23 protein-coding genes are annotated in these 25834 nt (G+C 64.9%); 15 read left to right on the top strand and 8 right to left on the bottom strand.

The features are described from left to right. Positions 1-117 precede the first annotated feature (117 nt). Both M7H19_RS03110 and M7H19_RS03105 read right to left on the bottom strand, forming a co-directional pair. Complete coding sequence (locus tag M7H19_RS03110; RefSeq protein ID WP_298176868.1) at positions 118-1119, bottom strand: PDR/VanB family oxidoreductase; 1002 nt, start codon at positions 1117-1119, stop codon at positions 118-120. Next, complete coding sequence (locus M7H19_RS03105; RefSeq protein ID WP_298176866.1) at positions 1119-2252, bottom strand: aromatic ring-hydroxylating dioxygenase subunit alpha; 1134 nt, start codon at positions 2250-2252, stop codon at positions 1119-1121. Before M7H19_RS03105 ends, M7H19_RS03110 begins: the two co-directional genes overlap by 1 nt. 66 nt (positions 2253-2318) lie before the next feature. Here M7H19_RS03105 and M7H19_RS03100 point away from each other — a divergent pair, with 66 nt between their 5' ends. Together M7H19_RS03100 and M7H19_RS03095 are read left to right on the top strand one after the other, a co-directional pair. Continuing rightward, a complete protein-coding gene (locus M7H19_RS03100; protein WP_298176864.1) occupies positions 2319-2945 on the top strand; it encodes a PadR family transcriptional regulator in 627 nt (208 codons plus the stop codon). A gap of 262 nt (positions 2946-3207) precedes the next feature. Next, on the top strand, positions 3208-3996 hold the full coding sequence (locus M7H19_RS03095) for an MFS transporter (protein WP_298176862.1): 789 nt from the start codon (positions 3208-3210) through the stop codon (positions 3994-3996). A 532-nt stretch (positions 3997-4528) separates the two neighbouring features. On the opposite strand, the gene M7H19_RS03090 is transcribed toward M7H19_RS03095, so the two are convergent. Continuing rightward, positions 4529-4828 carry a YrhK family protein gene (locus M7H19_RS03090; protein WP_298176860.1) on the bottom strand — a complete coding sequence of 100 codons (300 nt, stop codon included), beginning with the start codon at positions 4826-4828 and terminating at the stop codon, positions 4529-4531. 440 nt (positions 4829-5268) lie between these two features. Beyond that, positions 5269-5622, bottom strand: a complete 354-nt coding sequence (locus M7H19_RS03085; protein WP_298176858.1) for a VOC family protein — start codon at positions 5620-5622, stop codon at positions 5269-5271. Between the two features lie 364 nt (positions 5623-5986). Here M7H19_RS03085 and M7H19_RS03080 point away from each other — a divergent pair, with 364 nt between their 5' ends. The 6 genes from M7H19_RS03080 (at position 5987) to M7H19_RS03055 (ending at position 13726) form a co-directional block, all read left to right on the top strand. Further along, entirely contained in the window at positions 5987-6880 is an 894-nt protein-coding gene (locus tag M7H19_RS03080; RefSeq protein WP_298176856.1) for a LysR family transcriptional regulator, read from the top strand. 318 nt (positions 6881-7198) lie between these two features. After that, on the top strand, positions 7199-8146 hold the full coding sequence (locus M7H19_RS03075; protein WP_298176853.1) for an ABC transporter substrate-binding protein: 948 nt from the start codon (positions 7199-7201) through the stop codon (positions 8144-8146). Between the two features lie 158 nt (positions 8147-8304). Next, positions 8305-9489 carry a betaine/proline/choline family ABC transporter ATP-binding protein gene (locus M7H19_RS03070; protein WP_298176851.1) on the top strand — a complete coding sequence of 395 codons (1185 nt, stop codon included), beginning with the start codon at positions 8305-8307 and terminating at the stop codon, positions 9487-9489. Position 9490: 1 nt separating this feature from the next. Next, a complete protein-coding gene (locus tag M7H19_RS03065; RefSeq protein ID WP_298176849.1) occupies positions 9491-10411 on the top strand; it encodes an ABC transporter permease subunit in 921 nt (306 codons plus the stop codon). A gap of 20 nt (positions 10412-10431) precedes the next feature. Continuing rightward, positions 10432-12795 (top strand): arylsulfatase, encoded by a 2364-nt coding sequence (locus M7H19_RS03060; protein ID WP_298176847.1) that lies wholly within the window; start codon positions 10432-10434, stop codon positions 12793-12795. Between the two features lie 85 nt (positions 12796-12880). After that, the gene (locus M7H19_RS03055; protein WP_298176874.1) at positions 12881-13726 is read left to right on the top strand and encodes a formylglycine-generating enzyme family protein; all 846 of its coding nucleotides are present in this window, start codon (positions 12881-12883) and stop codon (positions 13724-13726) included. Between the two features lie 54 nt (positions 13727-13780). Here the strand turns inward: M7H19_RS03055 and M7H19_RS03050 are convergent, their stop codons facing one another. Then, positions 13781-14095, bottom strand: a complete 315-nt coding sequence (locus M7H19_RS03050; protein WP_298176845.1) for a DUF202 domain-containing protein — start codon at positions 14093-14095, stop codon at positions 13781-13783. Positions 14096-14101: 6 nt separating this feature from the next. Then, positions 14102-14461 (bottom strand): DUF202 domain-containing protein, encoded by a 360-nt coding sequence (locus M7H19_RS03045; protein WP_363321329.1) that lies wholly within the window; start codon positions 14459-14461, stop codon positions 14102-14104. A gap of 707 nt (positions 14462-15168) precedes the next feature. Here M7H19_RS03045 and M7H19_RS03040 point away from each other — a divergent pair. The 7 genes from M7H19_RS03040 to M7H19_RS03010 all read left to right on the top strand — a co-directional run bounded on the left by M7H19_RS03040 (position 15169) and on the right by M7H19_RS03010 (position 23866). Next, positions 15169-16644 (top strand): AMP-binding protein, encoded by a 1476-nt coding sequence (locus M7H19_RS03040; protein ID WP_298176842.1) that lies wholly within the window; start codon positions 15169-15171, stop codon positions 16642-16644. Between the two features lie 71 nt (positions 16645-16715). After that, a complete protein-coding gene (locus M7H19_RS03035; protein ID WP_298176840.1) occupies positions 16716-18563 on the top strand; it encodes a DUF3556 domain-containing protein in 1848 nt (615 codons plus the stop codon). Beyond that, positions 18560-19969, top strand: coding sequence for an NAD(P)/FAD-dependent oxidoreductase (locus M7H19_RS03030; protein ID WP_298176838.1), 1410 nt, complete (start codon positions 18560-18562; stop codon positions 19967-19969). The genes M7H19_RS03035 and M7H19_RS03030 overlap by 4 nt, the downstream gene beginning before the upstream one ends. Before the next feature lie 21 nt (positions 19970-19990). Beyond that, a complete protein-coding gene (locus M7H19_RS03025; protein WP_298176837.1) occupies positions 19991-21316 on the top strand; it encodes a helix-turn-helix domain-containing protein in 1326 nt (441 codons plus the stop codon). 123 nt (positions 21317-21439) lie between these two features. Then, positions 21440-21742 carry a hypothetical protein gene (locus tag M7H19_RS03020; RefSeq protein ID WP_298176835.1) on the top strand — a complete coding sequence of 101 codons (303 nt, stop codon included), beginning with the start codon at positions 21440-21442 and terminating at the stop codon, positions 21740-21742. Between the two features lie 576 nt (positions 21743-22318). Beyond that, the gene (locus M7H19_RS03015) at positions 22319-22771 is read left to right on the top strand and encodes an STAS domain-containing protein (RefSeq protein WP_298176833.1); all 453 of its coding nucleotides are present in this window, start codon (positions 22319-22321) and stop codon (positions 22769-22771) included. Between the two features lie 459 nt (positions 22772-23230). Then, entirely contained in the window at positions 23231-23866 is a 636-nt protein-coding gene (locus tag M7H19_RS03010) for a TetR family transcriptional regulator (RefSeq protein ID WP_298176831.1), read from the top strand. Positions 23867-24112: 246 nt separating this feature from the next. Here the strand turns inward: M7H19_RS03010 and M7H19_RS03005 are convergent, their stop codons facing one another. Together M7H19_RS03005 and M7H19_RS03000 are read right to left on the bottom strand one after the other, a co-directional pair. Then, on the bottom strand, positions 24113-24574 hold the full coding sequence (locus tag M7H19_RS03005) for a hypothetical protein (RefSeq protein WP_298176829.1): 462 nt from the start codon (positions 24572-24574) through the stop codon (positions 24113-24115). Positions 24575-25308: 734 nt separating this feature from the next. Beyond that, a complete protein-coding gene (locus tag M7H19_RS03000; RefSeq protein WP_298176827.1) occupies positions 25309-25653 on the bottom strand; it encodes a hypothetical protein in 345 nt (114 codons plus the stop codon). Between the last annotated feature and the right edge of the window lie 181 nt (positions 25654-25834).

The following is a 25834-nucleotide window of genomic DNA, read 5'->3' as shown; positions in this document are numbered from 1 at the left end:
GTTCATGACCGTGCAGAGCGCGATGATCAGCCATTGGTAGCCGGACATCGGCGCCGCACTGATGCGTTGCGTGATGTTCATGGGGCGTCCCAGAAGTGAGGGATCCGGTACGCCGGATCAGGTGAGGTGGAGGGTGACGGTGGCGCGGTCGCCAGCACTGCCGGCCACCGCGCGGGAGACGCAGAGGCACAGGTTCGTGCAGCGCTGCTTCTGCGCTTCGCTGAGGAAGACATCGCGATGGTCGATGGTGCCGTCCACCTCGACGACCTTGGCCAGACAAAGTCCGCACTCGCCCTTGCGGCAGTCCGAGAGCGTGTCGACCCCGGCTGCGTCCAGGGCGTCCAGGATCGAGGTGTCGGACGCGACCACGACCTCACGGTCGAATTGGGGAAGGCGCACCAGGAACTCCTCGGCGCCGAACCGGCCGCTGGAACCGAAGGTTTCGAACCTCAGATTGGTCTCCGGCAGCCCATGCTCGGTCCAATTCGCTCTGATCGCGTCCATCAGACCGATCGGGCCGCACATGTAGAGCTCTGTGGCGGCCGCGTTCGGTGCCGCGGCGATGTCGCCGACCAGGTCGGGCACCGACAACGGCGTTCCTTCGTCGTCGACGTGGACGCGGAGCCGGTCGCCGTGCTCGACGCTGAGCTCGTCGAGGTACGCCATCACCCGGCGACTGCGGCCGACGAACACGAGCTCGTAGTCGGCCCCCCGGCGGCGCAGCGCCGACGCCATCGCGACCAGCGCGGTGACGCCGATGCCGCCGGCGACCAGGACGTAACGACCGGCACCGACCGCGAGTGGGAAGTTCTGCAGTGGCCCGGTGACGGTGAGCTCGTCACCGACGACCAATGCGTGCATCGCCTCCGAACCACCCCGGGAGTCGGGCGAGAGCTGCACGCTGAGCGTGAGCCGGCGTCCGCCGTCCTCGGACCGGACGATGGAGTAGGAACGGACCTGCCGTCGGCCGTGGATGCCCAGCTCGACGTCGACGTGCGTACCGGGGGCCGCGTGCTCGGGGTGTTCGATCTCCAGCACGATCCGGCGGACGCCGTCCGCCACGTAGTCGGCCTCGACGACTTGCCCGCGCTGCCAGCGGGACCGGGACTGAATCGCCATCAGGCATCCCACCCGACCGCGGGAGCCGCCGACGGCCGCCCCTCGGCCGCCAGCATCCGCTCCAGGATCCGACGTACCCACATTCCGCCGGTGTCGATGTTGAGGCTGTAGAACTCGTGGTCGGGGTTGGCTTCGATCGCGCTCTGCTGGGCACGCAGCATGTCCTCGTCCTCGGCGAAGACACCGTGCACGCTTTGACGCAGCTGGGTGGTGATGGTCTGGCTGTCCAGGCGGTAGTTGCGCATGAACGCCCAGAAGTAGTGGCAGGTGCGGTGTGTCTCGGGGGTGATCGTGTTCATCACGTACCCGTTGACGCCCTGGCTGCGGTCGCCTTCGGGTGCGCCGGTGCCGGCCTTGGCGACTCCCACGTCGATGCAGATGGTGCTCGGCGCCTCGAACTTGATGATCTGCCAGCGGTCGACCTTGCCCTTAAAGCCCGGAAATTTGTCGCGCATGTTCTTCAACCAAAACGGCGGTGGGTCGATGTCGCGCATCCACCGGGTGACGGTGACGGTGCGGCTGTCGTGGACCACGTCGAACTCGGCCTCGGAGAGCTCTTCCTGGCCGATGCTCGAGGAGTGCACGAACTCTTCGTGGGTGAGGTCCATCAGGTTGTCGAGCACCAGCTGGTAGTTGCAGTCGGCGTGGATGGTCTCACCGTCACCGGCCCAAGCCGGGTCGTCCATCTGGTGCATGTCGGGCACGGTGGCGGGATCGGCTAGGTCGGGATCGCCCACCCACACCCAGACGTACCGGTAGCGCTCGACGACGGGATAGGAGGGAACCATCGCGCTCGGGTTGATCGTCTCCTGCGCGGGCATGGCGGTGCAGCGACCGGTCGAGTTGTAGCGCAGGCCGTGGTAAGGGCACTGCAGCTCATCGCCGAGGATCTTGCCCTTCGACAGCGGCGCGAGCCGGTGCCAGCAGGCGTCCGCGAGCGCGACGGCTCGGCCCTCGGTGTTGCGCCACAGCGCCAGCGGCACTCCGGCGACGGTGCGTGCCAGCGGCTTTTTGGCGGTGACCTCGTGGTCCCAGGCCGCGACGTACCAGGCGTTGCGGGGGTGGTTGAAGATCTTCGCGGCGGCGGTGGTCGGTGCGGCGGCTTCCATCGGTGGAGGGGTGGTCAAGGTCATGAGACAACTCCCTATGGAGATAGGCATCTGTAGCGCAGGCCACAAACTATCTATGGATATAGTTAGTTGGCAAGAGCGGATAGCGTGATCGCTCCGGAGGGAGGGACCTTGTCGCTGCGGTATGCGCTGATCGCGCTGCTGACCGGTCGGCCGATGACCGGGTACGACATCTCGAAGAGCTTCAGCCGCTCGGTCGCGCACGTCTGGCACGCCCCGGACTCGCAGGTCTATCCCGAACTCAACCGGATGGAGCGCGACGGACTGCTCGACTCCGTCGAGGTGCCCTGGGGGAAGAAGGGGACCAAGAAGGAGTACCACGTCACCGAAGCAGGGCTCGCCGAGTTCCGGAGGTGGATGGAATCACCGCTGGTGCCGCAGCGACAGCGTGACCCCGCCTACCTGAAGGCGGCGTACTTCGACTTCGCCGACCCCGAGGCGGTGCGCGAGCAGCTGCGACAACAGCAGGCGTACTGGGAAGAGCACCTGGCGATGCTCGAGCGAACCCGGGCGACCCTCGTCGACCGCAGTCACCCCACCCTGGCGGCAAGGCTCACCAAGCTGAACGAGCGCGAGGCCGAACTGGCCGTCCGTTACAAGATCTACGCCTACGACGGGCTGATCGCCCGCGCTCGCACCGAGCTGGCGTGGATCGAGGACGGTTTCACGCTGGTCGACGAGCTGCACGGCTCCTAAATCGAGGGGCTCCCGATTCGTCCGGAGACTTCCTCGCCGAAGTCGAAGCCACAGCTGGACCGCATCCCCGCCTTGACACCTGATCGCCCTGGCCCTCACGACTCGAACTCCGTTTCGCGTGTGTTCGGGGGCCGTTTCGTGCGGTCACAGTGAATGCGCCGAGATACCGCGTCCCGTGACCGTCTGAGCCTTCTGCCTTCGCGTTCGCCCTGGGCGCCCTCGTCCTCGCGTTCCTCACCGACCGGCTTGATCGCAAAGGCTATTGACGACGGGACTGCTCGTCTTCGCGCTGGCCAACCTGGCGGTGGCCCTCAGCGATGCGTTCACGCTCACGCTGATCCTGCTCATCGTGGCGGGACTGGCGGCGGCCGTCGTCTCGCCGACCTGTATGGCGATCGCGGGCATGGCGGCGCCCGAAGGCCGCAGCGGACGCTATCTCGCGGTGGTCACCGCGGGTCTCACGGTCGCCCTGTTCACCGGTGTGCCGTTCGGAGCTTTCCTCGGCCACGCCATCTCGTGGCGCGCGACGTTCGCTCTGATCGCCCTCGTGAGCGTGGTGGTGTTGGTGCTGTGCCACTTCATGGCTCCCGCCGTGCCGGGCGGCACCACCACCGGCCTTGGAGCCCGGCTGGCTCCGGTCCGCAACAGCCGAGTGCTATGCCTGGTCGTCGCCATGCTCCTGTCGGGTGCCGGCGGGCTGATGTTCTACAACTACCTCGGTGGCCATCTTCACAGCCCAGCTGGACTCGTCGGCGTCTGGTCAATCTTTGCGTGGGCGCTGAGTCCCGTCATGCAGGCCGGCATCATGACCGCTTCACCCGACCAGCCGATGCTGGCGATGTCACTCGGCATCAGCGGTCTGTACGGGGGAAGCGCCGTGGGCGCCGCGATCGGTGGATACCTGCTCGACCAGCACGGCCCATCGTCGATTCCGATCATGGGCACCGTTTTCCTGGCCATCGCCGTCGCGAGCGCCGTTCTGGGCACGCACCCCGTCACCACGGTGACAAGCGATCCCGAACCAGTACCAGCGGAGAAACCAGCGGTCTGACACCGCGGGCAGAAACCGCGGAGCGCACCGAAAATGACGATGGACCGCCATGGCTCGCCACACGCGACTCACGGCAACCACGTATTCCAGGAGAAGGTGACATCGGCTCATACTCCGCCACCATCAGGTGTCTGATTGCTCCTAATTGCTATGAGCCAGCGGATACGATCAGTGAGACGACATCTCGACAGCATGCTCCAGCTTGTTGTGCGACACCGCTTGTTCACGCGCACCGTCTTCGCCCCTGCCAGTGATCCGTCCAAGTGCGACGTGAAATCCTCCTGTACGGTGTTCATACCCCAAATAAGTACAATTAGGACACTATTACCGTGTTCGATTCGGTCACCGCAGAGCACACGACGTACGTGCTCACTATGACGGTGGACCTTCGTCACGCGCTGGAGACCCACCGATGTCCACGCCCCTACCGGAGACCTCTCACGTTGCCGGTGCTCCGTCACCGGAGGATCGCTGTAGCCAGCGTTGCAGTACCCACCTATCGCGACGGTGGGAAGATGGGACGGTGGAGCGGTCAGAAGTCGCGTGACGTCTCAACACTGGCACCGCCGACGCGACGCAGATGGACCCGCCGGAACAAGCGGATACCGGGCCGCGCCGCGAGCTGGATACTTCCGAGCAGGAAGAACCACGTACCGATGGTGGCAGTGGACTCCCAGAAGAACAGCACACTGCCCACCACGAACCACAGCGCGATGAGCAGGTCGTTGACGATGCTGATGCTCTCGTAACGTCGGCGCAGGATCAGCTCCTCGTGACCGAACGTCACCGTCAGCGTGCCCCGCCCATCGTCGGATTCGTGGATGTCCGGCATGACCCCACGGTGCCAGCGGTGGCCCACTGTCGCAGTACTACACGGGTGAACGCCCCGAGAGGACCGGCAACGCCACGATGACCACGTCACCAGCGACACCCGGCAGGGCGAATCGCCATTGAGAAGCCCTCCGAGCAGGGCTGAGCAAGGCTGCCCCGCGCTCTGGCCCGGGCGACAGCACCGACGGCACGAACATCGCAGCCGGGGCCCGGACAGTTCCGCCAGAATATGAGCAGTACTACACCGGAACCAGTCGAGCGGACCACCGCCGCAGGCACAGGCATCACCCTGCACTTCGACTTCTCGCAGAACCAGGCGACGACCGATGCGGCCCCGGCCGCACGCCCGCCTCCCTCGCCGCCCGATTGGCCAGCCGGGGGGGGCGAGCGTCGGCTCCGATGTCGGCACGAAGGTCGTTGATCCCGAGAAGCGACTTCGACTCAGGGGCAGCGGTCCTCAAGGACGCAGAACTCGCTGCCCTCCGGGCCGGCGAGTACGACCCAGCTTTCCTTACCACCCTGGCCGACATCGACGTGTCGAGCACCCAGATCCACCAGACGACGGACCTCTTCGTTCTGGTCCCTGTCGGTCGGGTTGATGTCGATGTGGAGCCTGTTCTTGACGGTCTTGCCCTCAGGAACACGGAGGAAGGTCAATCTCGGCGGCACCGGCCCAGAGCGATTCCTGCCCTCGGGCGTCGAAGGAGGCCCGATCACGGCAGCTTCGTCCTCTTCTTCCTGCATCTCGTAACCGAGGATCTCGTACCAGAACCGGGCGAGAGCGTGACCTCCCACAGACGTCTGCCTAACGCATCCGAAAAAAGACACTTCTTCAGACGATGAGGAAAATGACATCACACACTTCGTCGAGAATCACCGACAATCATGGAGGCAAATCCCGATGAAGCGCCCCGGTGGACCCTAGGACTTGAAACCAAGATAGTCGACAAATTGTCGACCTCATCACGAAAAGCTTGTCGATAAAACCTTTAAATGACTAGAGTGCCGAGGCTGTCCTAAAAAACAACGAAATTCCGACTTGAGATAACCGCGAACCACGAGATGAACAATCAGACATCGATAAAGATCACAGAAAAACGGCCCGAATTACCCGCCAGCGGGAACCCGGCCCAGCCGTAGAGCCGATTCAGGAGCTACCATGGAGCGGAAGCAGCTGGAGTACTTCCTCGCTATTGCCTCGCATGGCAGCTTTACCAGCGCCGCGAGTTCTCTGCACGTCTCCCAACCGTCGCTGTCCTACGCGATTCGAGGACTGGAGAAGGAGATAGGCGCCCCACTGTTCCGGCGCCTCGGCCGCGGCGTGGCACTCACCTCCGCCGGAGAAGCCCTACTCCCCTCGGCTCGCCGGGTCGTCCAGGCCTTCACCAGGTTCCAAACGGAGGCGCAGCGGGTGACGCAGGTGGTGTCCGGGCGGCTCGACATCGTGACGGTGACCACCCTCGCCGTCGATCCGTTGGCGCCGCTGGTGGGAGCGTTCCGCGAACGACACCCCGGGGTCGAGCTGAGCATCGTCGACCCCGAGAACGCCGCGGCGGTCGCCGCCGCCGTCCGCCGCGGCGACTCCGAACTCGGACTGACCGAGCACGGGATCGACGCGGAGGGGATGGTGGTCCTGGACCTCCCCGAGCAAGAACTCTACGCCGTCCTTCCCCCCAAGACCGAGCTCAAGCCACCGGGACCGGTCTCCGCGCGACAGCTCGCCACCCTCGACATCGTCACCACACCGCCGGGAACGACGACACGTGGCGCGGTGGACAACATCCTCGCGAGCGTGGGAGCGACCACCCGGGTCGCGGTCGAGGTGACCCACCGAGCCGCAATCGTCCCCCTGGTGCTCGCCGGTGCGGGCGCCACCCTGTTGCCGAGCCGCCTTGCCCGTGACGCCGCCAACCGCGGAGCGGTCATCGCGCCGCTGAAGCCGCCGGCGACCCGTCACGGTGTCCTGGTCTTTCTGCCGACTCAACTCTCCCCGGCGGCACAAGCGTTCGTCGAGCTCGTCAAAGAATGGGAGGCATCGACGCGGGCACCGTAGGACCACGATCTATAGGAAGTCTCTATATCTTTTCTCGGAAATCCATCTAGGTCGATACGACGAACGCATTGATAAGCGACCACTCGGGTGTCAGGATCATCCGCGGTACACACCCGGACGATGACACGAAAATAGTGTTGTAGAACACTCCGGAGCAGCAGTTCGGTGACATCGGCCACCAATCGCCGGACTGCCGAGAAGCAGAGTTGGAAACAAGGATTCGAAGTCGGCCCTCAACAGGAGAAAGGGTTCTTCGACTTCCACGACGAGTCGTTCTCGGCGATTTTTCCAGCCGCGTCGACCTCGGAAAGGTTTTTCATGCGTTTTCGTCCCCGCGTTCTCATCGTCGCCTTGATCGCGGTGGTGACGGCTGCGACTTCCGCCGCCTGCACTCTCCAACAGGGTTTTCAGGACAACAAGTCCGGCGAGAACGTAGTGCGGCTCGTGCAGCAGCCGTGGGAGGACCTGATCGTCGAGAACGAGATCGTCTCGCAGGTGTTGAGCAAGCTCGGCTATCGAGCACATGTCCAGGAACTGTCCGTACCGTTGGGCGCTCAAGCTCTCGCGGACGGTCAGGCTGACGCCTATCTGGGCAATTGGTGGCCGAGCCAGCAATCCGCCTACCAGCAGTATCTGGACAGTGGACAGGTCGAGGTCGCCGGCACGATGGTCACCGGGGCACAGTACGCACCGGTCGTACCGGACTACGTGGCCCAGGAGTACGGCATCCGTTCACTGGCCGACCTCGACGCGAAGGCGCACCTGTTCGATAACGAAATACTCGGCATCGAGCAGGGAACACCCGGTAACCAATACATTCTCGACGCGATTCGGGACGACAGTTACGGGCTCGGTGACTGGAACCTCGTCCAGTCGAGTACGGCGGCGATGCTCAGCGAGGTCCAGCGACGCGCCGGTGAACGCAAACCCGTCGTGTTCCTCGGCTGGAGCCCGCACTGGATGAACGTGGAATGGGATCTCCATTACCTCGACGACCCGCAAGACGTCTGGCCGGGATCGGGTGAGATCCGGGTGGTCTTCAACGAGGATTTCGCCGGGAAGAACCCGGACATAGCGAAGTTCCTCTCGCAGATCCGGATCGACCGTGACACCGCGTCGGACTGGATCTTCCGGTTGAGCAAGGAGAAGGATCCGGCCCCACAGATCGCCAGCGAATGGATTCGCGCTCATCCCGATGAGGTGCGGAAGTGGCTGCGGGGGGTGAGAACCGCGGACGGCGAACCGGCGCCCGCGGCCATCTCGTGAACGACTCAAAACACGAGGCGCACGAGGACGAGACCACACCCCCAACGGATTGAACAGGCGAAGACGAGGCAGCGTGCCTGCCGGAGCGCGGCACGTCGAACACCAACAGCGCGTCGACGTTCGCTCCTGGCCCCCTGTCTCGCTTCCGGAGGAGAATCATGTTCCAGGCACGCAACGTGACGAAGGTGTTCGACCTTTCGGCCGGGCGAGCGCGTGAGGTGTTGAACGGCGCCTCGAACCGCCGCCGAGCGGTCCGGGAGGCCGGTGGAGTCCTGGCGGTCGACGACGTGTCGTTCGATGTGGAGCGGGGCGAACTCTTCGTCATCATGGGTTTGTCCGGCTCGGGGAAGTCGACGTTGATCCGCATGGTCAACCGGCTGGTGGAGCCGACCGCGGGCCGGATCCTCTACGACGGGACCGACATCGCCGACCTGGACGAGGCGCAACTCCGAGAGCTGCGCAACAAGCGGTTGAGCATGGTGTTCCAGCATTTCGCCCTGTTCCCGCACCGCACCATCCGGGACAACGCCGCGTACGGCCTGAAAACGCGGGGAGTTCCCAAAAACGAGCGGCTCGAACGAGCTGAGCGAGCACTGCACCAGGTGGGGCTCGGGCAGTGGGGCGACGCCTACCCCGACGAGCTCAGTGGCGGGATGAAACAGCGTGTGGGGCTGGCCCGCGCACTCGCCACCGACCCCGATGTGCTGATCATGGACGAGCCGTTCAGTGCCCTCGACCCGCTCAACCGCCGCGCGATGCAGGAACAGCTGCTGGAGCTCCAGGCGGAGTTCCACAAGACGATCCTGTTCGTCACCCACGATCTCAACGAGGCCATGCGGATCGGCGACCGGATCATGGTGATGAGGGATGGCTCGGTCGTCCAACTCGGCACGGGTCCGGAGATCATCTCCCGCCCCGCCGACGACTACGTGCACGACTTCGTCTCCGACGTCGACCGCTCACGGGCGTTGACCGCGAGCACGGTCATGACCGCGCCGTGGCTGACGGCCACATTGGACGATGACGCCGCCTCCGTACTGGCGAAGCTCGAAAGGAGCACCGCCAAAGGCCTGTACGTCCTCGACCCGAACCGCCGCGTGGTGGGTGTGGCCAGTGTGGAGGGGCTGTCCCGCGCGGCCGCGGACGGCGAACGGGATCTGCGTCGTTGCCTCGACACCGACTACACGTGGGTCGCCGAAGAGACATCGCTGGCCCAGTGCTGCCGGCTCACGAATCGTGGTGTCGTCCCCCTAGCAGTGCTGGACGCGGACAAGCACCTGGTCGGAGTCGTGCCCAAAACGGAGATGCTGCGGGCCATCGCGACCCAGGAAGAAGGTGACTGACGTGCCCACGATCCCGATCGGTCAGACGGTCGACGCCGGTATCCAATGGCTCATCGACCATGCCGGGGGACTGTTCGACGCGGTCTCCGCGGCCCTGTTCTTCCTGGTGAACCTGGTGTACGGGGTGTTGGCCGCACCACCGTCCTTCGTGCTCATCGCCATTCTCTGTGTGATCGCCGCATGGAGCACCCGCAACGTGGGAACGACGGTCTCCGTCGCGCTCGCGTTCCTCCTCGTCGACAGCATGCAGCTGTGGCACCAGATGTTGCAGACACTGTCGATCGTCGTGCTCGCGGCATCGATCGCCATCGCCATCGGCGTGCCCCTGGGAACCCTCGCCGCCAAGAGCGCGAAGACGAGTCTCGTCGTGCGCCCGGTCCTCGACTTCATGCAGACACTCCCGGTTTTCGTCTACCTGGTCCCGGCGGTGTTCTTCTTCGGCATCGGAGTGGTTCCCGGGATCGTCTCGACGACGGTGTTCGCGATACCGCCCGCGGTGCGACTGACCGAGCTCGGCATCCGCCAGGTGGACGGGGAGACCGTCGAGGCCGCGCGTGCCTTCGGGGCCCGACCGAACCAGGTGCTCCGGGAGGTCGAACTGCCGCTGGCCGTCCCCTCCATCATGGCGGGCATCAACCAAGTGATCATGCTCGCGCTGTCGATGGTCGTGGTCGCCGGTCTCGTGGGCGCGGAGGGCCTCGGCGGTGTCGTCGTCGAAGGCGTGACGCAACTGAACATCGGTACGGCCTTCGAGGGTGGCCTGGCCGTGGTCATCCTGGCCGTCTACCTCGACCGCATCACCAGCATCGCCGGTCGGAGCCGGAGGAAGAGGCGCAAGGACCGGCTCGTTCCGTTCCGCCGTTTCGGAACCCGGCGAGACCTTTCCCCGGAACCGTCCGAGGACCTCGTCGCAACGCAGTAAAGGTGTGGAGAGGAGCACGAATGCAGGACCCAGCCCTGGACCGGACGCGCCTGCCGTTGACGGAGAGCTTCCCGCACTCCGCCACGTCGCTGGACGTGCGCGACCAGAACCCGGCGTACGAGCCGGCGCGCCCGATACAGGCGCCCGAGAACGCGCCGAACGTGGTGATCGTGCTGATCGACGACATGGGCTTCGGCGCCCCGAGCACATTCGGCGGCCCGTGCCGGATGCCCGCCGCGGACCGGCTCGCGGAAGGAGGACTGCGGTACAGCCGGTTCCACGTCACCGCGATCTGCTCCCCCACCCGGCAGTCGCTGTTGACCGGCCGCAACCATCACTCGGTCGGCATGGGCGTGACCACCGAGATGGCCAGCTCCGCACCCGGCTACAACGGAATCCGCCCACGCAGCGCGGCCACGTTGGCCCAGGTATTGCGCGGTAACGGCTACAACACGGCCGCGTTCGGCAAGTGGCACCAGACACCTGCGCGGGACGTCAGCGCCGCGGGGCCGTTCGACCGGTGGCCCACGGGGGAGGGCTTCGAGAAGTTCTACGGGTTCCTGTGCGCGGAGATGAACCACTGGTACCCGGTGCTGTTCGACGGCACCAACCCCGTGGAACCGTCCCGTCGGCCCGAGGACGGTTACCACTTGTCCGAGGACCTGGTGGACCAGGCGATCGACTGGGTACGGGACCAGCGCACCCTCAAACCGGACCACCCGTTCTTCGCGTACCTGTCCTTCGGGGCGACCCACGCGCCCTACCACGTCCCCCGCGAGTACCGGGACAAGTACAAGGGGAAGTTCGACCACGGTTGGGACGCACAACGCGAGATCACGTTGCGGCGGCAGAAGGAACTCGGAGTCGTACCCGAGGACGCGGAGCTGGCGCCGTGGGCCGAGGGCGTCCCGCACTGGGACGAGCTCTCCGAGGCCGAGCGGAAGTCCGCCGCCGCCCTCATGGAGCTCTACGCGGGTTTCGCCGAACACACCGACGACCAGGTCGGCCGCTTCGTCGACGCGCTCGAGGAACTGGGCGAGCTGGACAACACCCTCTTCGTCTATGTCCTCGGTGACAACGGCGCCTCAGCCGAGGGCGGGCTCGGCGGCACCCTGAACGAGCACCGTTACGCCAGCGGCATCCCGGACTCCGCCGAGTTCATCAACGAACACCTCGACGCCCTGGGCGATGCGACCACGCACGCGCACTACCCGGTGGGCTGGGCGCTGGCGATGAACACCCCGTACCAGTGGACCAAGCAGGTGGCCTCGCACTTCGGCGGCACCCGGGACGGGATGGTGGTGCACTGGCCACGCGGGATCAGCGAACGCGGCGGGATCCGCCACCAATTCCACCATGTGATCGACGTGATGCCGACCGTGCTGGAAGCCGCGGGTATCCCGCATCCGACCGAGGTGGACGGTGTAGCACAGAAACCGATCGAGGGCACCAGCATGCTCTACACCTTCAACGGCCCCGACGAACCGGATCGGCACCGAGTGCAGTACTTCGAAATGGTCGGCAACCGGGGCATCTACCACGACGGCTGGATGGCCGTGACACGCCACGGCACCCCGTGGGAGATGGTGCAGGACGGGCGCCGTCGTCGTTTCGACGAGGACGTGTGGGAGTTGTACGACACCAACACGGACTGGACCCAAGCCCATGACCTCGCGGACACCTACCCCGAGAAACTGGCCGAGTTGCAGCGGCTGTTCCTCATCGAGGCCGCGAAGTACAACGTGTTCCCGATGGACGACCGGATGACCGAACGCGAGAACCCGCGTGAAGCCGGTCGGCTGGACCTCATGGGCGAGAGACGATCGGTCACCTTCCACGCCAACGCGAAGCGACTGACCGAGGAGACCGCGCCCAACGTCAAGAACCGCTCCCACACCGTCACCGCGGAGATCGAGGTCCCGGACGGCGGTGCGGAAGGGGTCCTCGTCGCCCAGGGCGGCCGGTTCGGCGGCTGGTCGGTGTACTTCCACGAGGGCCGGTTCTGCTACGCCTACAACTACTTCGGGCTGAAGGTGCACACCGCGCGCAGCCGCGATCCACTGCCCGCCGGAAAACACGAGGTGCGGATGGAGTTCGCCTACGCCGGTGGCGGGGTCGGCAAGAGCGGCACCGTCACACTGCGAGTGAACGGCTCCGAAGTCGGAGGAGTCGTAGTCCCGGCGACCATCCCGTACTACTTCGCCTTCGACGAGACCTTCGATATCGGCGTGGACCGGGCTTCCCCGGTCACCGACGACTACCCGGTCGTCGACAACCGGTTCACCGGTCGACTGCACTGGCTGCGGATCGACCTGGGTGACGACCTGTACGACGACGCCGGTGTCGAACGCGACCGAGCTCTCTTCCGGGCCGCACATGACTGAGAAGATGCGAAGCTGCTGCGCGCCGTCCGCCGGGCGGCCCAGCAGCGCCTCGCCCACCTCCGGCGTCGACGGAAGCACCGACGGGATGGTGTTTCTACGCGGCGGTGAGTTCCTGATGGGCAGTGAGGACCCGCTCGCCTATCCGGAAGACGGCGAGGGGCCTGTGCGGACGGTGCGGCTGGATCCGTTCTGGATCAGCCGCACCGCGGTGTCCAACCGGGACTTCGCCGAGTTCGTCGCCGCCACCGGCTACCGCACGGAGGCCGAAAGGTGGGGTTGGTCGTTCGTCTTCGCCGGGCTGCTTCCGGATGACTTCCCGCCCACTCGCGGTGTCGCGGCGGCCCCGTGGTGGCGGCAGGTCGAGGGTGCCGATTGGCGGCACCCCGAAGGCCCTCAATCCACTGTGGAAGGACGGGAGGATCATCCGGTGGTCCACGTGTCTTGGTCCGACGCGCAGGAGTACTGCGCTTGGGCCGGACTGCGGCTGCCGACCGAGGCCGAGTGGGAGTACGCCGCGCGTGGCGGACTGAGCGGACACGCGTTCCCGTGGGGCGACGAACTGGAGCCCGACGGCGAGCACCGGATGAACGTGTGGCAGGGGACTTTCCCCCGCCACAACGACCGTTCCGACGGTTGGTACGGAACCTGTCCCGTCACCGAGTTCCCACCCAACGGATTCGGCCTGCACAACATGACCGGCAACGTCTGGGAATGGTGCGCCGACTGGTTTCACCCCACGTTCCACACCCAGGACCAGCGGACGAATCCCCGGGGACCACGACGTGGCACACACCGCAGCACGCGTGGGGGCTCGTACCTTTGTCACGAGTCCTACTGTCGCCGCTACCGCGTCTCGGCCCGTCAAGGTCTCACACCCGACACCACCATCGGCAACGTCGGTTTCCGCTGCGCTCGGGACACGACGCCGTGAGCACGGCTCGCCGCTTATCCCACGAGGTGTCGTCCGTGGCCCGTGACACCACTGTCAGGAGCTCAGGGCCACCACGGCCACACCGACGCTGATGCAGACGCACACCGCCGTGCCCAGAACCGCCGCCCGGGAAGTGTGGAGGAGAATGCCGCGCACCGGGCGGCCTCTGGTGCCGCGGTAGCGCCGGTGCGCGATCCACGCCACGGCGAGCGCAACGACCAAGGTCACGACCCCGACCAGGACGGAGGCGACCGTGGCATGCCGGCACAGCAGCGCACCGTTGACGCCGATCGCAAGTGCGGTGCGCTGCCATGCCAGTGCTGTCCTCTCCGGTTGCAGTCCCCGGTCGGCCACCCGCTCAGATGTCATGGCATGTCACGACAGGGTCACCAACAGCACCGCCACCACCGATGCACAAGCCACGACGACCGTGGACATCACCATCACACGGGAGCGCGGTAGCGGTGCCCCCTTTCGCATCGCCCGCTGGTTCGCCGTCCAACGCCGGTAGGCGACCACCGAGAGCACACAACCGAGTGTGCCGAGCACGACCGCACAAATCTGGCGAACCGGCACACTCGCGACATCGGGCAGCAACTGGACCACCGCGAGCGCGCCGGCATCGAGCGCGAGAGCCGTCCGCAGGTACGCGAGAAACGTACGCTCGTTGGCCAACGAGAAACGATAATCGGGTTCCTCATCGTGTTCGACGGCGGAGACTTCCATGCTTTCCATACCTATTCCCGACCCGTGAAAGAGGTCGATGCCCACATTCCGGCGTCTTCTGCTCTCACCGTGTTGATCCAGCGATCGTTTTTCCTCATACAAGAGGATAATGGTCGCCGAGCCGCCCGATCGGCCGCACCATCGGTTGCCGATTCGAAAATGAGATAAACAGCACAGAAATCATGTGCCCTCGCGGTCATGAAACCGAGCTTAATCTTAATGACACCAAGGAGTCAATCCACTCCCCGGACGCTTTTCCTGAGACTGATCACATCGACACCGACGCGGATCTCCCACTTCGGCGGAATTCAATCCGTCGTGTTTCACAAAAGAATTCTCGCGTCGATATCACGAACCCGACCGACGAGGGCGGCCCGACCGAGCCACCGCCGCCTTCACCCTGCGACGTACCGCCCAACGAATGGCCGTCGCGAACAACGAACACGGAAGCTCCGCTCGAGCCCCCACCCGGAGCCCACCCGCGGCCCTCCGTGGAAAACGCAGGCTCTACACCCCTGAGCAGGGCTTTCGATCCTGACCACTCGCCATCGGACCGCCGGGTATCGCCGCATCGACCGAGAAGCCGATTATGCGTGATGCACAGAAGTCCAAGGGAAATTCGTCCCCCCTGGACATAGGAAGCCCCTCGGTCTGCACGTAGTGTCAAAACCGCCCTCAATGTGATCACCGACACAACGATGTGGGGTGCGGGTGACATGGAACTGTGTTACTTGCCGTGGAATCGAACAAGCCCTCTGCGTCGACGTTGGGAACATGTCGGTCTCCGCGACGACCGTGTCGAGCTCAATCACCGACAATTCAACGCTCGGGTCGAAGCGTTCGCCGAACAGCTCGACGAACACGGATTCGGCCGCGGCGACATACTGGCGGTCCTGTTACCGAACCGCGTCGAACTGCTCATCGCGATGTTCGCGGCCTGGCGACTGGCCGGAGCGATCACCCCGGTCAATCCCGCTTTCACCGAGGACGAGGCGGGTTATCAGATCGACGACGCCGGAGCGGCACTCGTCGTCAACCTCGGCCCGGACGCTCCCACGGGAGGCAAACCGGTCATCCACGTCGACGACATGCGGACCGTGAGCCGGGGCGAGCCCCCGCCGCCCGCCGACCTCGGAGGCGACGACCTGGCTCTGTTGATTTACACGAGCGGCTCCACAGGCCGCCCCAAAGGCGTGCTGCTCGACCATCGACACGCCGAGGCCATGTCCGAGACGATGGCACAGCATCTCGGCTTGACCGGGGACGACCACTGTTTGTTGGTCCTTCCCCTCTTCCATGTCAACGCGATCATGGTGAGCGTCCTGGCTCCGCTACGCCGCGGTGGCCGCGTCAGCATAGTCGGCAGGTTCTCCGCGAGCCGGTTCTTCGAACAGGTCGAACGGCTACGGCCGACGTATTTCTCGGCCGTGCCCGCCATTTACGCCATGCTCGCGGCTCTACTCGAAAACGTCCACGCCGATGTCTCCTCGCTGCGATTCGTCGTCTGCGGGGCCGCACCGATCTCTCGTGAACTGTTGACCCGCATGCATGAGCGGTACGGTTTCGAGGTCGTCGAAGGTTACGGTCTCACCGAAGCCACCTGCGCTTCCGCCTGCAACCCGGTGAAAGGCATCCGCAAGCTCGGCACCGTCGGTCCCGCGCTGCCGGGGCAGGAAATCCGGATCATGGGGCCCGACGGCTCGTTCCTGCCGCCCGGTGAGGACGGTGAAGTCGTCATCTCCGGCCCGACGGTGATGCGCGGATATCTGAACAGGCCGGAGGAAACAGCCGCAACCATCGTCGACGGTTGGTTACGCACCGGCGATGTCGGCTGCCTCGACGAGGACGGCTATCTGACCATCGTGGACCGGGTCAAGGACATGATCATCCGAGGTGGGGAGAACATCTACCCCAAGGAGATCGAGGCTGTTCTCACCGCTGTGGACGGTGTGCTCGAGGCCGCCGTCATCGGCCGGGCCCACGAGATATACGGAGAAGTCCCGGTCGCCTACGTGAGTGTCTATCCCGATTCCGACATCACCGAGGAACGACTTCTCTCCCATTGCCGGAACCAGCTCACGAAAGTGAAAGTCCCCGAACACATCCACCTCGTCGACGCCTTACCGAAAAACCCTGTCGGAAAGGTCGACAAGCCAGCTCTCCGCCAAACCCTGGACACTCGATCAGCCTGACTCCACGCGGATCCGACCTGAATTCGAACCCTCTCACTCAGAAGACGCTGCCTTCGTCGAAGGAGAGCACCATGGGTTTCAAAACTCCGGACATGCCTCCGGTGGAACCGGCCGAATTCGAATCGATGCCGGTCATGGACAGAATTCGGATGCTGGCGAAGCACTGGACGGAATACGGCTTCGGCGGCCCGAAGCAGATGCACTCACTCTACCTCGTGAAAACCGTTCTCTTCGTGGTCGGCGGCTGGCTCGTCGTCGGACTGACCACTCCGGGGATCGGCCTGGCCGATCTCGGTAGCTGGTGGGGCGAGCTCATCGTCTATCAGAAGCTCATGGTGTGGACGGTGCTGTGGGAGATCACCGGGCACGCCGCGTCCTGGGGGCCGCTGGCCTTCAAATTCGATCCCATGATCGGTGGCTGGCGCTACTGGACCAAGGTCGGCACCCTCAGGCTTCCTCCCTATCCGAACAAGGTTCCCGGCACTCTCGGTGACCAGCGCACCGTTTTCGACGTCGGCCTCTATTTGCTGATCCTGGCCACCCTGCTGTTCCTGCTCCTGACCCCTGGAGTCCGCAGTGGAGCTTCTTACAGCGAGGCCGGCCTACTACCCGGCTGGGCACTGACCGTCTACTTCGTCCTCATCCTGGTCATGGGATTTCGCGATCGGGTCGTGTTCCTGGCCTCCAGGCCCGAGCAGTACGCCGTGTGTCTGTTGGCTTTCGGTGTCCTGGCCGACCACGTCGACATGGTGCTCGTCGCCAAGATCGCCATGGTCACCATCTGGTTGGGCGCCGGGGTGTCCAAGTTCGGCCACCACTTCAGCCTCGTCGTCCAGGCGATGATGAGCAACACTCCCTGGCTGACGTCCAAACGATTCAAACGTTCGCTCTACAAGAACGTGCCGAACGACCTGCGTCCGTCGAAGATGGCGTTCGCCTGGGCGCACCTCGGTGGCACCGTCGTGGAGTTGTGCCTGCCGTTGGTGCTTCTGTTCTCGACTAACGGTGCACTCACCTGGCTGGCGATCGCCGGCATGGTGCTGTTCCACATCTTCATCTACTCGACGTATCCGCTGGCCGTACCACTTGAGTGGAACATCTTCTTCGTGTTCGTCACGCCGTTTCTGTTCGGTGGTTTCTTCGCGGACGACGGGTACGGGATGTCCGACTTCAGTAGCCTCTGGATCCTCGCCGCGGCACTGGTGCTCTACCTGACGGGCCCGATCCTCGGCAACCTCAAGCCCGAGTGGGTGTCTTTCCTGGTCTCCATGCGGCAATATTCCGGCAACTGGGCGGCGGGGACGATGGCGTTCCGGATGAACGACGCGGAGGACAAGCTCGACAAGGGATTGGTCAAGACTTTGAAGACCCAGCGACAGCAACTGCTCGCCCTCTACGGCTCCGACGTGGCGGAGATCTTCCTGCAGAAGTGCGTGGCCTTCCGCAGCATGCACAGCCACGGCCGGATGCACCTGTCGCTCATGCAACGGCACCTCGACAAGCTCGAGAACTACCGCCTACGCGAAGGCGAAGTGGTCTGCACCGTGCTCGTCGGCTGGCAGTTCGGTGACGGACACCTGTTCGACGAACGCACGATCGCGATGGTGCAGAAACGCTGCGACTTCGAGCCCGGCGAGTTCGTGACGGCGTGGACCGAGTCGCAGCCGATACACAGAAAGACCGTGCAGTACAAGGTCATCGACGCCGCCCTCGGTGTCGTCGAGCGCGGCTACTACGACGTGCGGGACGCGGTGGCCGAACAGCCGTGGATCCCGAACGGCCCGATTCCGCACCAGGTGACCTGGCGCCTGCCCGGCTACGAACCGGCCGGGAACTTCGTTCATCCCGCGCCGAAGGCCACGGATCCCCCGCAACCTGGGAGCTCGACCGACGATCCCGGCGGTAAGGTCGGCGCATGACGAAAGCGGTGGTGGTCGGCAGCGGCCCCAACGGGCTCGCTGCCGCCATTACTCTGGCGGCGGCGGGCGTGGACGTGGAGGTCCTCGAGGCCGCACCGGAGATCGGGGGCGGCACTCGCACCAGCGAGCTCACCCTGCCCGGCCTACTGCACGACGAATGCTCGGGGTTTCATCCCCTCTCCGTCGACACACCGTTCTCCCGGTGTTTCGACCTCTCGCGGCACGGTCTGCGCTGGCGGTGGCCCGAGGTTCAGTACACCCACCCGTTGGACGGCGGCCGTGGAGCGGCGGCCTTGCGGTCGGTGGAAGAGACCGCGGCCGGGCTCGGCGCCGACGGGCGCGCGTGGCGGCGGGTCTTCGGCTGGCTGGCCGACCGATTCGACGACATCACCGAGGACTTCCTCCGCCCAATGCTGCACGTGCCCGCCCACCCGGTGAAACTGGCCCGGTTCGGGACACTGTCCCTGCTCCCGGCGGCGGTGTTGGCCAGGCTCTGGTCGACCCCGGAGGCCCGGGCACTTTTCGCCGGGGTCGCCGCCCACGCGTTGCGCCCGTTCGGTTCACCGGTCTCCTCGGCGATCGGTGTCGCGCTCGGCACGGCGGCCCACCGCTACGGCTGGCCCGTGGCCGAGGGCGGGTCGTCCGCGATCGCGCGAGCGTGCGTCGACCTGCTCTCCGAACACGGCGGCCGCGTGACGACCGGGGTCACCGTGACCTCACTCGACGAACTCGACTCACCGGACATCGTCATGCTCGACGTCGCTCCGGCCGCGGCGGCCCGGATCGTCGGCGACCGCCTGCCCTCGCACGTCTCCCGTGCGCTGACCCGCTACCGCCACGGACCCGGCGTGTTCAAGGTCGATTTCGCGGTACAGGACGGCGTGCCTTGGCGGCACGAGGAGTCACGCCGCGCCGGCACGGTTCACGTGGGCGGCTCCCTCGAGGAGATCGCGACGGCGGAACGTGAGGTCAACCGCGGGCGGATGCCGGAGCGACCGTTCGTCCTGGTGGGCCAGCAGTACGTCGCCGACCCCTCGCGAGCGGCCGGGGGGATCGTGCCCGTCTATGCCTACGCGCACGTGCCCAACGGTTGGACCGGGGACGCCACGCGGATGATCGAGGAACAGATCGAGAGGTTCGCGCCCGGCTTCCGCGACCGGATTCTCGCCCGGTACGTCCGATCCGCACGACAGATGGAGGAACACAACCCCAACTACGTCGGCGGCGATGTGGTGACCGGCGCCAACGACGCACTGCAATTGGTCTTCCGACCTCGACTCACGCTCAACCCCTACTACCTCGGCGTGCCCGGGGTCTACCTGTGTTCGGCGAGCACCCCACCCGGAGCGGGCGCGCACGGCATGTGTGGTTACAACGCGGCGCGCTCGGCACTACGCGAACTGTGAGCAAGAGAGGAGTGTCGCCTCGTGACAGGACGTCTGAAACGACGTTTGGTTTCGAACGACACCCCGAAGGCCGCGAAGATCCGAGCCCTCGTGGTCTGCGTCGCGGAACGGTTGCAGGCGCGGCACACCGAACTCAACGACAGCATGAACGCCGCGATCGAGGACGCCATCGCGGACCTCGCCAACCCGGAACTGACCGAAATGCTGCATGCCAGCGTCGAGGGCAACATCACCACGATCCTGCACATGCTGCGCAACGACATCCCGATCGAGCATCTACAGCCGGCCACCGCGGCGACGGAGTACGCCATCCGACTGGCCAGGGCCGGCGTGTCGGCGGCACCGCTACGACGGGCCTACCACATCGGCTCGGACGATCTGCTCGCCGAGATCTTCCACGAGCTCCAGCTGTTGGACTGTCCCTCGGAGCTCAAACTACGCCTGCTGCACCACCTCGCCGGGTGGCTGCATCACTACGTCGACTGGATCACCCGGGTGGTGCTCGACGCTCACGAGGCGGAGCGGCAGGCACTCATGAAGCAGAACGCCACCGACATCTTCCGGCTCGTGCACCGCGTACTCGACCGTGAGCCAGTCGAATGCGACCAGTTCGCCCGCACCGCGGGCTACCGCCTCAACCGTCCGCACGTCGCCACGGTGCTCTGGGACGAGAGAACACTCCAGGCAGCCGACCAGATCGAGGTCCTCCGGTCGCTGGCGGCTCGGCTCGCCCGTGTGCTGGGAAGCTCCAGCGAGCCGCTGTTCATGCCGGTCGACCGCAGCACCGCCTGGGTGTGGTGCCACGTACCGGAGGCGACGTCATCGGTCGACACGGCCCGAGTCCAGGGGGTGCTGGCGGAGACTCCGGCCGTGCGGGCCGCGATGGGCACTCCCGTGTCCGGCATCGAAGGGTTCCGCCGAACCCTGGAGCAGGCCAACACCGTTCACACCGTCGCCAGAGCCAGCAGCGCCTCGCATACGAGGGTGATGTCCTACGGCGACGACGGTATGGCTGTCGTCGCGATGTTGGTTCGAGACCTCCCGGTCAGCCGACGATGGGTCGCCGACACCCTCGGGGCGTTGGCCACCGACACCGAACCCGCGGCACGGTTGCGGGAGACCGTGCGGACCTTCCTCCGCACCGGCAGTTACGTCGAGACCTCCAAAAGACTCATGCTGCACCGCAACACCGTGAAATATCGACTGGCCAAGGCGAAACGGGAACGAGGCCGGCCACTGACCGAAGGACGCCTCGACCTCGAAGTCGCCCTGCACCTGTGTCACGTGCTCGGGCCGACGGTGCTGCATCCGCCGCGGAAGTCGGCGGACTCGGGGCCGTCGAACTGATCCGGCCGGGCAAGCCACGTGCGAGGCCTTCGGTATCGCGCGGTATCGCGGACCGGGAATTCGCACGGTGGTGGCCGGTCTGTCGACTACCACCGACCGAGCATGGTGCGCATACTGAGCCACATGGCCACGCCGGAACCGGACTACCACGCCGACCCCGCGGCTTTTGCCGCTGACCAGGAAGAACTGTTCGCGGGTCACAACCTGCACGTCGGCTCGTCCCGGGTCACTCACGCGGTGGACTGGGTGCCCTGGATCAACGGCCTGCGGCTTCCGGCCCCGGCATGCCGTCAGGGCTTCGCCGGACACGGCGCCCAGGGCGAACTGCGTCCCACCACGCTGCCGGTGTCGTGCCGCCGCTGCCGTCGCCTGCGCGGGCTCCATGGCGTCGACGAGCAGCCCGCGCTGTTCGTCCTGCCGCACTGACCTCCCACGCGGACGCTGAAGTACCCCGGTCGTGCTGCAAGGCCGCCGAGCTCCCAGCTCGGGCGAAGCCGCTCGGCGATCTCTCGGTGTTCACACTTCCCGAAAAATGGGGAACATAGAGTAATTGAATGAACACTTAGGGTTCTGCCCCATAAAGAAAACAAGATTAATCGACCAATAAAACTTCGATACTGGATCGGTTAAGCCGAGAGCAACGAAGAGAAATTCTTCGGCGGACAGGAAGGGAAATTTATCTGAACCAGCCGATAGCCAGACATGTGGAACAACAGTGACGGAAGAGCACCGTACAACCCCTCAACCCTGCCACCACCTGCATGTTTGGCGCACCCAGGCCAAACCGGCAACATTTTCAAACACGAGCAAACAATAAATATCAACAACAAAAGTGACGCCTGTCACAACAGAATAAAAGCTGCGGAAAATGCGTTGAGCGGGTATACAGGCAAATACCGGGTCTTCAACAGTGAATCCCGTCGCCGAAAACGGAAATTTCTTCACGGAAGCCGGTCACAGCTCGACTTCCGCACCGTGATCACTACCGGAGAGGGGTGCCAGATGCTTCCGCGGACAGTGGCGGGCTCGGTCTCCACATCCACTGAACCCACCAGCCCCATTGCGCCGCTGCCTTCGACGGAGACCCACGGCGTCCGTATCGACGCCGAACACCGGTGGGGCGGCGAGGTCGTACTCGCACGCATCACCGGAGAGCTCGATCTTCTGTCCACGCCGGTGCTCCGGCGCTGGATCATCCGACATACTTCTCGATCACGGCCGCGAGGCCTTGTGCTCGACATGCGTGACGTGGTCTTCCTCAGCGCCTCGGGGCTCGGGGTGCTGAGTGAGCTGGACGGCTGCGCAGCACACCAGAACTTCCCCTGGGCACTCGTCGCCGCCACACGCGTCGTCCTACGACCGTTACAGATCACCGGCCTGGAAACACGTATACCGCTTTACCGCAGCACCGCCGATGCGGTCGAAGCAGTACGCGCGACCGCCCACATGTCCTGAAGGCCGTGGGGCCGGCCCCACGCCTCATCGAAGCGGGAAGCCCGGACGATTCCGTGTCGGCTCGTGCACCCGGATCGCACGCCGAGGCCTCGGCGGCCCCAGCGTCATCGGCTCCAGCGTCATGGCCCCGAGGCAGCACACCACCCACCTCGCAGAGCGCGGCACCATCACCGAACTAGACGGAACACCCCAACCCGCACCCGCACCATGCTTCTCCCGCACCACCCCCCACACCCGCACCCGCACCAAAACCCGGCACACACACCGACGAAGTACTCACCGACTGGGAAAACTAAAACAGCGGGCGGCAACGAAATTCGTGGGTTCACGGGTGACGAACAGCGGTGAGAGGCGAGTCGTCGCCGATGAACCGCCGATAATCGACAGTCTTCGGATTGGGATCACGCCCACAACCCGTTGGTCGGGGTCGGCCGGCGGCTATGCCGGATACTGGGGGCTATGCCCCGTCCGAAGCAACCCTTACTGACCCGCGAATCCATCGTCGCGACCGCCCTGGAGATTATCGACGCCGAGGGCCTCGACGCGCTCAGCACTCCGCGTTTGGCCAAGGAAATGAACGTCACCGCACCCTCGCTGTACCACCACTTCCAGGACAAAAACGAGATCCTCGCCGAAGTAGCACGCGCCATCCTGCTGGAAATCCCGTTCCCACGGCGCAAACCCGACTCGGAATGGTCCGAATTCTTCGTACAACTCAGCCTGAACTTCCGACGCGCCGTCCTCCGACACCGCAACGCCGCACCCGTGCTACTACAACACATGCCCCGCGACGTGCTCATCAACGTCTACGACCGCATCGCCGCATTCCTCCAAGAAGCCGGCGTACCCTCCCGACTCCACGTACTGATGCTCGACGGACTGGAAAAATACACACTCGGCACCAGCCTCACCGAAGCAATGCACTCACCCCGACGCCGCACCAACATCTTCGGAACCGTAGACCCCCAAGCACAACCCACCCTGGCCGAAGCGGTCAAAGCCAACGAATGGAACGCCGAACAACTATTCATCCACACCATCCGAAGCTTCCTAGCGGGTGTCGTCTCCAACACTGATGACACCGACTCGCGTTGAGTCTCTGTCCCGCCTCGACGGCCGACCGCGAAGAAACAGTCCGCGATGCCGCTGGATTTTCCCCTGAATCGACTGTTTCACTCACCGTCCGGCAGCCGCCTCCGGGGCAGGCGGGCCGAGCCCTGGATGGTGGTCGATCCACGGTAAGAAGCATTGCCAGAAAATGTCCGCCAGCGCGGTGACGAGCGAACCCGATCACGCACTGACGGACACCGTTACGACCCGAAAACCCATATCGGAAGACGCTCAGGCGGCGATGAATCCCCCATATACTCCCGATGCCGGAGTGCGATAGAAGCTGACCTTGAACGGCTGGCCGTCTTGGTCATCGGTGGAGATGACGGTCCACCTGTTCTTCGGGGCTACCTTCCAGCTTTCGCAATATAAAAGGTCTGCCGGGACGACCTTCTTGCAGAAGCAGACCCTGGCGACAGAACTTCCGACAGGACTGTAGATGTTGATGTCGTTGCAATGCGAAGTGGTCCGCTTCAAACTCGTGAAGCCACCCAACATGTCAGCCTTGTAGTTCCCCTTGTAGTCATAGCAGGAAGCCGCAGCACCGACTTCGCCGTTCGCCTCGCTAGCGCTAGCCGCCGGAGCCGAAATCACAACCCCCAAAAACGTCGTCGTCATCATCGTCAATACAGCCGCAGCAGATCCCATCAAGCAAAACTCCGCTGAAATGAAGGCAAGCGAGCGAGATTTCATAGCCGGATACGGCATCGATGGCCGGACTGAACCCGTAAACCCCGAACCGTGCGAAGATCACGCCAGATTGACCTCGACGGTCAACAGGTTCACTCCCGGAAGTGGCCCCTCACGGATCATCGTCAGCGTCGAAGTCCAAGGTGAGTTGACCGCCGTCGATGACTGTCAGTGGGGTGCGCGGGTTCGGACCACGGGCCAGACATCGCTTGCAGTCCACTGGCTGTCTCACGGCCCGACTATCTCGGACCAATTTCACCGGGTCGACCGACTGGTGACATGCCGGGATCGGTATCTTCAACCCGGCGGTCCACTCCCGCAGCTCCACGGCGTGGACTCGGCGTCCTCTTCCCGGCTGGCGCAGGTTCCTGTTGCGAAACCGGGCGCACTCGCTCTCCGAGATCGCTTTTGGTGTCAACGAGGTCGGGTCCCGGTGCTGCTCGATGTTCGCCATCGAACCAGGATGACCAGCGTTGACGTCACGCCAACACCGCATAACAAGTGGTCGCCTCGACTCGGAAGGAGTAATTCCCTCCACCGATCGGCGGCAACATCGGTCGGACAGTCCGCTGATTGAAACGGACGAAGCACGGTCAACGATTCGGGTCAGTGACGGTGCGAAGAGACTCCGAGTGCATCCGATCCTCCTGCGCAACAGGTCGGATACCGCGCTGGGCGTCGCCGCACCGACAGCGCTTCACTCACCACCGTCACGGAAAACCGCCCCGGCCCCACGCTCAGCCCCAGGCCACCCGAACACGGTTCTCCGCACGCCAGAACGACCGAACAGCCGCGAGCAGCACGGACAGCCCGCCCACGATCGCCGCCGCGGCCACCGGCCACGACGGAGTCGCGACGGCGATCCACGCCAGAGCCCACGCGACGGTGGCAGCGAACCCGAGGACCGCGTAGAGCCGCACCGTGGCGAACACAGCGGCTGTCGCGGTACCGAGGACCGCCAGCACCGCGAGAGACACGGCCACGGAAGGAGGTGGCGTGATCCCCAGAGCCACACCGGTACTCGCCGCACCGGACACGGCCGCGACGAGCCACCATCCGACGCTGCCCGGGAAGGGCCGCACGCACCGCCAGGGCGATGCTCAACACGTAGATGAGGGTCCAGATCGAGAAAGCCCCACCACCCGGCAGGACCAAGGTGGGATAGGAGTTCGCCACCGACCCCACGGGTTCACCCCACGCGCCACTGCCGCCGATCGCCCCGGCCACCGTCTGCAACACGACCGCGGCCAGCAGCACCACCGC

Source organism: Saccharomonospora sp. (assembly GCF_027317685.1).
In the GTDB taxonomy this organism is placed as follows: Bacteria; Actinomycetota; Actinomycetes; order Mycobacteriales; family Pseudonocardiaceae; genus Saccharomonospora.
The sequence above is the reverse complement of the archived record's forward strand: the minus strand, read 5'-3'. Positions and strand labels throughout refer to the sequence as shown.